This window comes from Dehalococcoidia bacterium (genome assembly GCA_028711995.1).
Classification (GTDB): domain Bacteria; phylum Chloroflexota; class Dehalococcoidia; order SZUA-161; family SpSt-899; genus JAQTRE01.
The window spans coordinates 1-10648 of the sequence record JAQTRE010000098.1; the positions used below are offsets into that span (position 1 = coordinate 1).

The 10648-nt window shown below is 55.2% G+C and carries 11 protein-coding genes; all 11 read right to left on the reverse strand.

From position 1 onward, the window contains the following. Positions 1-183: 183 nt before the first annotated feature. Entirely contained in the window at positions 184-1017 is an 834-nt protein-coding gene (gene pstB / locus PHV74_11815) for a phosphate ABC transporter ATP-binding protein PstB (GenBank protein ID MDD5095047.1), read from the reverse strand. After that, the gene (gene pstA / locus PHV74_11820; protein MDD5095048.1) at positions 1017-1892 is read right to left on the reverse strand and encodes a phosphate ABC transporter permease PstA; all 876 of its coding nucleotides are present in this window, start codon (positions 1890-1892) and stop codon (positions 1017-1019) included. The genes pstB and pstA overlap by 1 nt, the downstream gene beginning before the upstream one ends. After that, positions 1889-2848 carry a phosphate ABC transporter permease subunit PstC gene (pstC, locus tag PHV74_11825; GenBank protein MDD5095049.1) on the reverse strand — a complete coding sequence of 320 codons (960 nt, stop codon included), beginning with the start codon at positions 2846-2848 and terminating at the stop codon, positions 1889-1891. The genes pstA and pstC overlap by 4 nt, the downstream gene beginning before the upstream one ends. Before the next feature lie 4 nt (positions 2849-2852). Beyond that, positions 2853-3776, reverse strand: a complete 924-nt coding sequence (locus PHV74_11830) for a phosphate ABC transporter substrate-binding protein (GenBank protein MDD5095050.1) — start codon at positions 3774-3776, stop codon at positions 2853-2855. 25 nt (positions 3777-3801) lie between these two features. After that, complete coding sequence (locus PHV74_11835; GenBank protein ID MDD5095051.1) at positions 3802-4224, reverse strand: arsenate reductase ArsC; 423 nt, start codon at positions 4222-4224, stop codon at positions 3802-3804. 269 nt (positions 4225-4493) lie between these two features. Continuing rightward, positions 4494-6248: an ATP-binding protein gene (locus PHV74_11840; protein MDD5095052.1), complete on the reverse strand. Its 1755-nt coding sequence runs from the start codon at positions 6246-6248 to the stop codon at positions 4494-4496. A gap of 2 nt (positions 6249-6250) precedes the next feature. Next, the gene (locus PHV74_11845) at positions 6251-6946 is read right to left on the reverse strand and encodes a response regulator transcription factor (GenBank protein MDD5095053.1); all 696 of its coding nucleotides are present in this window, start codon (positions 6944-6946) and stop codon (positions 6251-6253) included. 36 nt (positions 6947-6982) lie between these two features. Further along, positions 6983-7795, reverse strand: a complete 813-nt coding sequence (locus tag PHV74_11850) for a metal ABC transporter permease (protein MDD5095054.1) — start codon at positions 7793-7795, stop codon at positions 6983-6985. A 1-nt stretch (position 7796) separates the two neighbouring features. Further along, the gene (locus PHV74_11855) at positions 7797-8552 is read right to left on the reverse strand and encodes an ABC transporter ATP-binding protein (GenBank protein MDD5095055.1); all 756 of its coding nucleotides are present in this window, start codon (positions 8550-8552) and stop codon (positions 7797-7799) included. Between the two features lie 29 nt (positions 8553-8581). Next, positions 8582-9466, reverse strand: a complete 885-nt coding sequence (locus PHV74_11860; protein ID MDD5095056.1) for a zinc ABC transporter substrate-binding protein — start codon at positions 9464-9466, stop codon at positions 8582-8584. A 9-nt stretch (positions 9467-9475) separates the two neighbouring features. Beyond that, positions 9476-9937 (reverse strand): Fur family transcriptional regulator, encoded by a 462-nt coding sequence (locus PHV74_11865; protein ID MDD5095057.1) that lies wholly within the window; start codon positions 9935-9937, stop codon positions 9476-9478. Between the last annotated feature and the right edge of the window lie 711 nt (positions 9938-10648).

Here is a 10648-nt window from a genome sequence, read left to right on the forward strand (position 1 = left end):
AGGTCTTGAAGTAACCTTCACTGTTTTCTCTTCTTGGGCATCACTGCATGCAGGACTATTGCCAGGTTGAAGGGAGCCTCATTTCCTGCAATTGCATCCTGTATCCCCCAACTCTTTGGGGGAAGAGTAGATAATTTGGGGGACACCCCCAAACTCCCGGAAGGAGGAATCCTTCACCTCGCATCACCCGAATCGGCCGGTAATGTAGTCTTCCGTGCGTTTGTCTTTGGGATTAGTGAACAACTGCTCGGTGGGGCCGTATTCCACCAGCGCCCCGGCCCGATCCTCTTCCATCATCATGAAGGCGGTCATATTGGATACACGGGCCGCCTGCTGCATGTTGTGAGTGACAATGACGATGGTATACCGCCGGGCCAGTTGCTGCATCAGATCCTCGATTTTCAGGGTGGCGATCGGATCGAGGGCGCTACACGGTTCGTCCATCAAGATCACCTCGGGTTCTACTGCCAACACTCGGGCAATGCACAATCGCTGCTGCTGACCCCCGGAAAGGGCCAGCCCCGATTGATCCAGTTTGTCCTTGACTTCATCCCACAGCGCGGCCTGGCGCAGGCTGTTCTCCACAATGCTAGACAATAGCGCTTTGTAAGTCCGGCCGTGACGGCGCGGTCCGAATGCCACGTTGTCGAATACCGACATGGGAAAGGGATTGGGTTTTTGGAAAACCATGCCCACCCTTTTGCGCAGCTCCACCACGTCGATGTTGTTTTCGTATATGGAAACATCCTCCAGCTCCACTTTCCCTTCCACCCGGGCATCGCGGACAAGATCGTTCATGCGATTGAAAAGGCGCAGCAGAGAAGACTTGCCACACCCCGAAGGGCCGATGATGGCTGTAATGGAAGACTCGGAAATACCTATGTTTATGTTTCGCAAGGCCTGGAAACGTCCATAGTACAAGTTTGCTTCCTTGGTCCGCAACTTGATCTTCGAGGGAGATGTGTCGTCGGCAATTGTGCGGCGTGGACTCAAGTCTATGTTCAAAGACTTCTCAATCATCGCTCTCTCCCGCGCCGGACTCTCCAACGGATATAGATCGCGGCGCTGTTGAAAAATAAAACCACCATGAGGAGTACCAGGGCTATGCCCCACATGGTTTTCTGAGGCATGTCCGGCACCTGGGTGGAGGTGACGTAGAGATGATAGGGCAGGGCGGAGAACTGATCCATCGGCGAACGCGGCAGCCATGTCTGGAAGAAGGTGGCGCCCACCATGAGAATCGGAGCCGTTTCACCGGCGGCGCGGGACAGGGACAGCAACATCCCGGTGATGATTCCCGGCAAAGCCTGAGGTACGACCACCTCTCTGATTGTTTGCAGCTTGGTAACTCCCAGAGCCAGGCTGGCCTCGCGATAGTCTTTCGGCACGGCGATCAGCGCTTCCCGGGAAGAAGTGATCACCATTGCCAGAGCCTGGCAGGCCAGAGTGAGGCTGGCCGCCAGTAGCGAGGTGCCAAAACTCAGGCCCAGGGCAAAAATCCCCAGGCCGAAAAGCCCGAAGACGATAGAGGGGACCCCGGCCAGATTGGCAATGCTCAGATTGATCACCCGGGTGAGCCAGTTCTGCGGAGCGTATTCCGAGAGATAAATGGCGGCCATGACTCCTACCGGCAGGGCAAAAATGAGGGTGCCCAGCATCAGAAACAGCGTTCCCAGTATGGCCGGCCAGATGCCGCCTTCGAGGCCGCTCTTGCGGGGCATTTCACTCAGGAAATGCCAGCTGATCATCCCTGATCCGCTGATGACGATATGCAGGATGATGTATCCCGCTACGGCAAGCACCAAGAGCGTGCTCAGGGCAAGCAGGGCAAAGGCCAACCGCTCCTGAAGAAGGCGGGAAGAACCGGATAACAGTTTGCGAATAGCCGTCATCGGGAGAATTTCCTCCGCTGTCTTTCCAGCACCAGGTCGGCGATCAGGTTGATCATGAACGTCAGAATGAAAAGCACCATCCCTATGGCAAAGAGGGCGTGATACTGCAACCCGCCCTGGACGGAATTGTTGATCTCGGCAGCGATGGTGGCGGTCATCGGTCGCATAGGTTCCAGGGGAGACCCTGGAACGGAAAGTGCCCCTCCGGCCACCATGAGCACCGTCATCGTCTCGCCGATCGCCCGGCCGATCCCAAGCATGACAGCGGCGCTGATTCCGGAAAGAGCCGAAGGGATGATGACATGCCGGATGGTCTGCCATCTGGTGGACCCGAGGGCGTAAGAGGCCTTGCGGTATTCATCGGGGACTGCTGCCATCGCGTCCTCCGAGATGCTGATAATCAGGGGCAAGCTCATTACTGCCAACATAATTCCGGCCGTGACCCCTACAAGTCCAGTATTCAGGTTGAGAAAATCCTTGATGAAAGGCGCCAGCACCATCAGCCCGATAAAGCCGATGACCACCGAAGGAATGCCGGCCAGCAGTTCGATGACCGGTTTGGCTATTTCGCGGAGCCATTGAGGGGCCACTTCGGAGAGATAGGCAGCGCAGGCTATGCCTATGGGCACTGCCACAGCCGCGGCGATCAAGGTCACCCACAGCGTGGATACCAGCGACGGCATCAGCCCGAAGGTGGGCGGGTCCGACACCGGATACCACTTTGTGCCGGTGATGAACTTCCAGGGGTTGACGTCGGCGAAGAAGGGGAGGCCTTCCTTGAGCAGGAAAGCAAAAATGCCGACGAGGATAGCCACCGCTAGCAATCCGTTGAAGGCGATGAACCACTCAACGAGCCGCTCGCCGGGCCGGTGGCGGCGCCTGAGGCCGGCAGCCAGGGGCGTAACCCCGGCGCCAGCCTCGATCTTCTCTTGTGATCGGCGAAAAGAAGGTTTCATCGAATCAGTTTATGGTCACAAAGTCCAGTTCAGATACGATCTTCTGCCCCTCGGCTCCCATCGCCCAGTCTACAAATGCCTTGGTCGCCCCCTGAGGCTGGCCGTTGGTGTAGAAGAAGAGTGGACGGGCCACGGGATAGCTGCCGTCCTTGACAGTCTGAACGCTGGCGGAAACGGCAACATCGGTCTCTATCTTCTTGATAGCGAGCCCTTTCACTTTGTCGGTGACGTACCCCAGGCCAACATAGAAGATGGCATTGGAGTTGCTGGAGACCTCTTCGATGCCGGTCTTGGAGGAGGCCATCATCAGCACCTTGGAACCGTACTCCAGCTTCTTATCGGCGGTGGGCATTCCGGCCATCTGAACCACGTGCTCTTTGAAGAACACATGAGTTCCGGAGTTGGTGTCCCTGGAGAGGACCAGAATGGAGGCATCCTTGCCACCCACGTCCTTCCAGTTGGTGATCTTGCCGGTGTAGATATCGGAGAGCTGTTGGAAGTTCAGCTCGTTGACCGCATTGGACGGGTTGACCACCACTGAGAGGCCATCCAGCGCCACGATGAATTCCACCGGATTGACGCCGTTCTTCTGGGCATTGGCGGTTTCCTGGGCAGTCATCGAGCGGGAGGCCTGGCAGATATCGGTGGTCTTGTTGATCAGGGCAGCGATGCCGGTGCCGGAGCCGCCCCCGGTGACGGAGATGGAGACTTTGGAATGCTCATCCATGAAGCCCTCAGCCCAGCGGGCTCCCAGGTTGACCATGGTGTCGGAACCTTTGATATTGATGTTGCCGGACACCGTAGATTGAGTCCCCGTGGACGTTGATGTTTTGTTGTCATCACTGCTGCTGCAGGCCACCAGAAGCGTTGCCATGACGGTGATCAGTATCACACCCGCTAACACAGCCAAATAGTGTCTTTTGTGCATATAATCTCCTATATTCCTTTTTTGCTTAAGAAATAACCGCGCGGTTCTCTTCTGTTTGATTGATTTCACTGACCAGTTGCTCGACCCTGGCCTTGATCTGATCCCTTATCTGACGGACCTTCTCCAGCGGTTGCCCGGAGGGGTCTTCTAGTCCCCAATCTTCGGCAGGGACGAAAGAGGCCGGACAAGTGTCCTCGACGCCACACCCCATGGTCACCACCCGGTCTGCATGGTCGAAAAACCCCGGAGTCAATATCTTAGGCTTTTGGCCTCTCATATGGATTCCCACCTCTGCCATAGCTTCTCTCACCGTGGGATCGATATCAGATGCCGGTTGGGTACCGGCGGAGACGGCGAAGGCTTTTCCTTTAGCCATCCGGTTGAAGAAGGCTTCCCCCATTTGACTTCTCCCGGAGTTGCGAACGCAGATAAATAAGACCCTTTTCATCCAACTTCAGGGTAACACGCGGAGTTTAACGGAGGTTTAAGGAATTGTTAAGGGAATGTTAAATTTTGGGGAGGAATATAGGCGATTTGCGGATTAATGTCAGTACTTGCTTACAAAAAAGAAGAGCGTTGCATTGTGAGTTCATGGTTCGACAGGCTCACCACGAACGGAACACTTCTCCCCGTTCGCCCTGAGCCCTTCGGCTTGACTCAGGACAGGCTTGGCGAAGGGGCGAGAAAAAGGAGAAAGCGGCTTTGCCGCAGGGGGCGTTAGAGATGGCTTGCCTGGGGTAAACGGAAGCTGAAAATTGAACCCTTGCCTTCTGCGCTCTGAGCCCAGATCTCGCCGCCGTGGGCCTGGATGATGTGCTTGGCGATGGCCAGGCCGAGGCCGGTGCCGCCGCCGCTTCTGGCCTTATCCACCTTGTAGAAACGCTCAAAGATACGGGGCAGGTCCTGGGTGGAAATACCCGCTCCGGTATCGGACACCGAGACCATGATATCATTGCCTTCGGACCGGGCAGAGATATCGATCCTGCCGCCAGGGGGAGTGAATTTAATGGCATTGTGGAGCAGGTTGATCAGCACCTGCTCTATTCTATCCCTGTCTCCCAACGCCTGAGGCAAATTAGGGGCTATGTCAGCACTCAGGGTGAGTCCCGCCCGAACCGCCGGGGTTTCCATCCTTGCCGCCGCACTTCTGGTCACTTCGGCGATATCGAAAGGCCTCTTTTGAATCTGCATCTGGCCGCTCTCGATCCGTGATAACTCTCCCAGTTCTTGCACCATCTGAGCCAGCCGATCCACCTCGGTGTTCATCCTGGCCAGAAAATCTTTGGCCACGGCAGGATCATCGATTGCCCCGTCCTGCAGGGTTTCATTGAGGGCCTTGAGGGAGGCAATCGGCGTGCGCAGTTCGTGAGAGACATTGGCCACAAAATCGCGGCGCACTGCCTCCAGACGCCGGATTTCGGTGAGGTCATGGAGCAACAGGAGACAGCCGCCTTTATCCGGAAGCGGAGTGGCAATCGCTCCAATGAACTGCTTCCTCTGAGAGATTTCCACCATGCCGGTCTGCTGCTTCCCGGATTTGAGGCAGCGCTGGAGGAGATCGTTCAACTCATAGTCGCGGACCGCCTCGATGAAAGAGCGCCCCAGGACTCCTTCTTCCGTTATCCGGAGCATCTCCTGAGCAGCCTGGTTGATAATGGATATCCGGCTTTCACAGTTTACGAGGAAAATGCCGTCCCCCATGTTCGAAAGGATCAGCGCCATTCGGTCTCTCTCGGCGGTTAGAAGGCCGACCATTTCCTTGATTCGAGCCGCCATGTGGTTGAATGCCTTGGCCAACTCACCGACCTCATCGCTTGAGGTGATGGGAAGTTCCTGTTCGAATTCACCCTCGGCCATCTTGCCCGCCATGTGGGTCAGCTTTTTCACCGGATCGATGGTTATTTTCGATAGTTGCAATGCCAGCAGGATGCTCGCAACGGCGGCGATCAGGCTGCCCCAGATAATCGTCCGGTTGATGTGATCCAAGGATCTGTCGATTTCATTTAGTGGCAACGCCACCCGGGCAACTCCCACAGTCTCTCCGTTGATTATCACCGGTACAGCCACGTACATCATGTCGTAGCCCAGGGTTGTGCTGTGGCGAATGCTGCTCCCTTTGCCTTCAGCCAGTGCCTGTATAAGCTCCGGTCGGTTGCGGTGGTTTTCCATCACTGTCGGATCATCCAGCGAATCCCCCAGCACCGTTCCGTCTTTGGCAATGATGGTAATGCGGGCATCGATCTGCTTTCCCAACCGCTTGGCCAGGGTATCCAGATCGGCTGCGTTGCCATTGGTGAAGTCGAGGGACGCGCTATCTTTCACCAGAATCGCCTGACTGGCAAGCTGGTCTCTGAGATTGTCCTTGTAGTTTTCTCCGAAGAAGTGCGCCAGATAGGAGCTCAGCCCGGTAATGCAAATCAGGATGAGCACGGTAAAAGCCAGAGCAGTTCGCCACCGGATGCTGCCAAACATGTTCAGCCCTCGAACTTATAGCCTACCCCTCGAACAGTCAAGAGGTGGTTTGGGTGCGCCGGGTCCGTTTCGGTGCGTTCCCTCAGCCAGCGGATGTGCACGTCCACCGTGCGGGTATCGCCGGCATAATCATAACCCCAGACCTTTTCCAGCAGGTGATCGCGGGAAAATACCTGTCCTCGATGCTTCACCAGGAAGGCCAGCAAATCGAACTCCTTGGGCTTGAGTGAAACGGCTTTTCCGTTCACGCTGACTTCATGGCGGGAGAAATCGATGGTCAGATCGGCGGCTTGCAGGATGTTTTCTTCCTTGATTGACTGCGGCTGCATCATTTCCATGCGGCGCAGCATGGCCTTGATTCGAGCCAGCAATTCTCTCATGCTGAAGGGCTTGGTCATATAATCGTCGGCCCCCATCTCCAGGCCCACCAGCTTGTCCACCTCGTCGGCTCTGGCGGTGAGCATCAGTATGGGAACGGTCATATCCTTGCGGAGAATCCGGCAGAGCTCCAGTCCGTCCAGACCGGGGAGCATGATATCCAGCAATATGATATCGGGGGATTGGGTACGAGCCAATTCCAGCGCCACCAGGCCATCGGCAGCTGTGAGGGCCTCATAACCTTCCTTGACCAGGTTATAGGCAATGGCCTCCAGCAGGCTGGTTTCGTCTTCCACCACCAGGATTCGGGCCTTCCTCACTCTTCCTCCGCACGTGTTGGTTGCGGCTATTATAGTTCATCTTCGCAGGCTGAGCAACTTTGAGACCCCGAAGTTGGCAAAAAGCACCGTTCCACCGAGGAGGATAATGGTGGCCCCGGAAGCGACATCGAACTCGTAGGAGAGCCACAGTCCGCCGAAGGTGAAAACCATCCCGAAAAAGACGGAGAGCAGCATCATTTTGAAGAGATTGTGTGTGAATTGCCTTGCCAGGGCTGTGGGGATGGTCAACAACGCCACCACGAGGATGATGCCGACCACACGGATCAGGAGAACCACGGTCAGCGCGATCATGCATAGCAGCAGAAGATACAAGATGTTTACCGGTATGCCGATCACCGTGCCGAACTCCTCATCGAACGTGACCGCCAGAAATTCCTTATAGAGGGCGGCGACGATTCCGACGATAATCACATCCAGCGCCAGCATCAGGATCAAATCGGAGTCGGGGACTGTCAGGATGTTGCCGAAAAGATAGCTGAAAAGGTCCGGCGCATAACCCGGAGCCAGTCCGATAAACATGACCCCCAGCGCCATGCCCATTGTCAGCAGTATGCCGATGGCAGTGTCTTCGGCCAGCCGCGTCTTCCGGGTGATCATGCCGATCCCCAGAGCGGAGCCCACGGCAAAGATCAAGGCTCCGGTAACCGGGCTGAAGCCCAGCCAGTATCCCAGGCCGATGCCGCCGAAAGAGGCATGGGCAATGCCCTCGCTGATGAAGACGATCCGCTTGACAATAACGTAAGTCCCGATGATCCCGCAGGCCACAGAAGCCAGCAGTCCCGCCAGCACGGCATTCTGCATGAAGTCGTATTGAAGTGCATCGATCATTTTAGTGCTCTTTCAACACCCGATGGGGTATTTCTCCGTGGGCGATCATCTGCACCGGGCACTTGTAGGTAGCTTCCAGAACAGACGCCTCGATTTCCGGAGACCCGTGATGGAACAACTGCCGGTTGAGGCAGGCAATCTTATCGACATAGATCGATACGGCGCTGATATCGTGGGAGACCAGAACGATTGCCATTTTTCGCTTCAGTTTTTCCAGAATCTCATAGAACTCGGTCTGATGCGTCGCATCGACGCTGGCCGTGGGTTCATCCAGAAGCAGCATCTCAGGATCAGTTACCAGAGCGCGGGCAATGAAGACTCTCTGCTGTTCTCCGCCGGAGAGCTTCCCGATTTGCCGGTTGCGGTATTCCAGCATGTTCACTTCCCGCAAGGCTTGTTCCGCCTTGAGCCTGTCTGCCTCGCCATACCTCTTGAAAAGGCCCACATTGGCGAACCGGCCCATCAACACCACATCCCAGACGTTGATAGGAAATTCCCGGTCGAACAGATTGTGCTGGGGGACATATCCGATTCGGGAGCGGCTCTTTTGCGGAGGTTGCCCGAATGCGGTGATCGTCCCGTGAGTGGGCTTGGCCAAACCAAGGATCACCCTCAGCAGCGTGGTCTTCCCGCCGCCATTCGGCCCGATGATGCCGAGGAAATCATTCCGCTCGATGGAGAAGGAAATTCCCTCCAGCACAGGAACGTCATTGTACTGTACCCCTATGTTGTCGAGTTTGACGATCTCGTTGCCCATCATTTGCTTTTCAAATGGTGCAGGATTCCTCAATTCATGGCCTGAATCATTTCATCAGCCAGGGTTTGCATGTTCACAATGTAATCTCTGGCCAGGGGATCGACCATTATCACCTTCCCGCCGATTTCCTTGGCGATGACTTTGGCGCTCTGGGGATTGAACTGGGTCTCCGCAAAGATGACACGGATGTTATATTCTTTTGCCTGATCGATCAGACTGGCAAGACCGGATGCCGTCGGTTCCTTCCCCTCTTTCTGGATGGGAAGCATGGTCAGATTGTACTCGCTGGCAAAATATCCGAAAGCGGGATGATACACCATGAATATCCGGTTCGTCACTCCCGATAGCCCCTCCCGGATCTCCTGATCGAGCTGCGTCAGCTTCTGGAGATACGCATCGCGGTTTGCCTCATAGTAAGTCTGGTTTGCCGGGTCGATTTCCACCAGTCCGGCGCAGATGTTTTGAACCATGATTTTGGCGTTTACCGGCGACATCCAAATATGTGGGTCAATCCCATCGTCATGTTCATCCTCTCCGATCCCTTCGGCAAGAACAATTCCTTCAGAGCAATCGATAACTCCCATGTTCCGGTTCTGGGCGATGAGTTTGTTCAACCATGCCAGCTCGAACTCCACACCCGAGCCAACCTTGGCGTAGAGTCTGGCCTTGGACACCTTTCTCATCTGGCTCGGCGTAAGTTCGTAGGTGTGCGGATCGGCTCCCGGAGGCACCATTACAGTGACGTTCACCTTGTCTCCGCCGACAGTCTCCGCGAACTCGGCTTGCGGCAATACGCTGACGATCATCCCTATCCGGCCATCGTTTGCCGATTTCTCTCCGCATGCTGATACGGAAACCGCCGCCGCAATTACCAGCAGAATAACAACCGGCAAAATCAGTCGTGGTCTTTTCATTATTGACTCCTAGCTCTGCCTCCGGCAGTTCTTGCATATTCCGACGAACTGAAGCAGGTGCCCTTCGATCTCGAATCCGGTATCCTGGGCGAGCCGTTGCTGCAGTTCCCCCAGATTGCACTCGGTGAAATCAGCTACTGCACCACACTGAGAGCAGACCAAGTGATGGTGATGCCCTGCCGGCGCCAGCGTATAGCTGCTTGACTTGCCTGGACGGTGCACCTTGCAGATAAGGCCAAGCTCGGAAAGCATCTCCAGCGTTCGGTAAACAGTCACCAGCCCGATTTCGGGATGATCCTGTCTTACTTTCTGGTGCACGGCAGCGGGAGTAAGGTGTTCCTGTGCGTTGGCAATTACGTCGAGAACAGCTAATCGCTGGCTGGTAAGTTTGTAGCCGTGCTGGCTGAGGATGGAAGCGAGTTTTTTATCTTTGGGCCCCATTCCGAATCCGTAGATGAAAATGATTTTCATTTAGAATGATAAGGCATCCCCTTCCGAGTTGTCAATGGCCACTCTGAATGGTATAATCGCCGCTGGGGAGGGGTGACCGAGTGGACTATGGTGCCGCTCTCGAAAAGCGTACAGTGGTCTGTTGACCTAGTTTAATGTGTGTTAGTGACTGCCTCCTCAGCCTCCAATGATCCCTGTTGGTCCCCGCAAGATTTGACCCCTGTGACGACATCCGTTAGCAAAATGTTAGCAAAAACCCAGAAGTGGTTTGAAGCTGACCAAGAACGCTACCGACGCCGCACCGCAAATGTCCACGGGGCCAAGTTGGTTTAGCGCGCTGTGAATCGTCACGAACATTGACCCACCGGTCTGCCAGGGATTTCTCTATTCGGCGTTTTGGGCAATATTTCGCCCAATTTCACCAGAGCCTTACTCTCATCGATCATTGGCAAAGCCCCTCAAAATTTCCCAATCTCCCACTTTTTGGGTAGGGTGGAATCCAGTCATCTCCATGCTTTTGATCTAGCCCAACTTCCGCAGTTTAAGCTCCAAAATGGTTTTTGACGAATTTTGTCAGATTCGGCAAACCTGAGACGGGATCGTCATGTGAAGTTGGCTCTGCTTGAAAACACGATTGTAGTACCAAAAACGACTTCCGGCAATGTTGTTATAATTTGCCCATATATCTGAAGAGATGCGGGCAGGCCAAGAGGAAGAAGGGAGGCATCTACT

What these genes read in the sequence shown, in the direction of transcription:
- PHV74_11855 (MDD5095055.1), bottom strand. Translation starts at nt 8,552, where the DNA reads ATGGGCAACGAGATCGTCAAACTCGACAACATAGGGGTACAGTACAAT.
- pstC (MDD5095049.1), bottom strand. Translation starts at nt 2,848, where the DNA reads ATGAAACCTTCTTTTCGCCGATCACAAGAGAAGATCGAGGCTGGCGCC.
- PHV74_11850 (MDD5095054.1), bottom strand. Translation starts at nt 7,795, where the DNA reads ATGATCGATGCACTTCAATACGACTTCATGCAGAATGCCGTGCTGGCG.
- pstA (MDD5095048.1), bottom strand. Translation starts at nt 1,892, where the DNA reads ATGACGGCTATTCGCAAACTGTTATCCGGTTCTTCCCGCCTTCTTCAG.
- PHV74_11835 (MDD5095051.1), bottom strand. Translation starts at nt 4,224, where the DNA reads ATGAAAAGGGTCTTATTTATCTGCGTTCGCAACTCCGGGAGAAGTCAA.
- PHV74_11860 (MDD5095056.1), bottom strand. Translation starts at nt 9,466, where the DNA reads ATGAAAAGACCACGACTGATTTTGCCGGTTGTTATTCTGCTGGTAATT.
- PHV74_11840 (MDD5095052.1), bottom strand. Translation starts at nt 6,248, where the DNA reads ATGTTTGGCAGCATCCGGTGGCGAACTGCTCTGGCTTTTACCGTGCTC.
- PHV74_11865 (MDD5095057.1), bottom strand. Translation starts at nt 9,937, where the DNA reads ATGAAAATCATTTTCATCTACGGATTCGGAATGGGGCCCAAAGATAAA.
- PHV74_11830 (MDD5095050.1), bottom strand. Translation starts at nt 3,776, where the DNA reads ATGCACAAAAGACACTATTTGGCTGTGTTAGCGGGTGTGATACTGATC.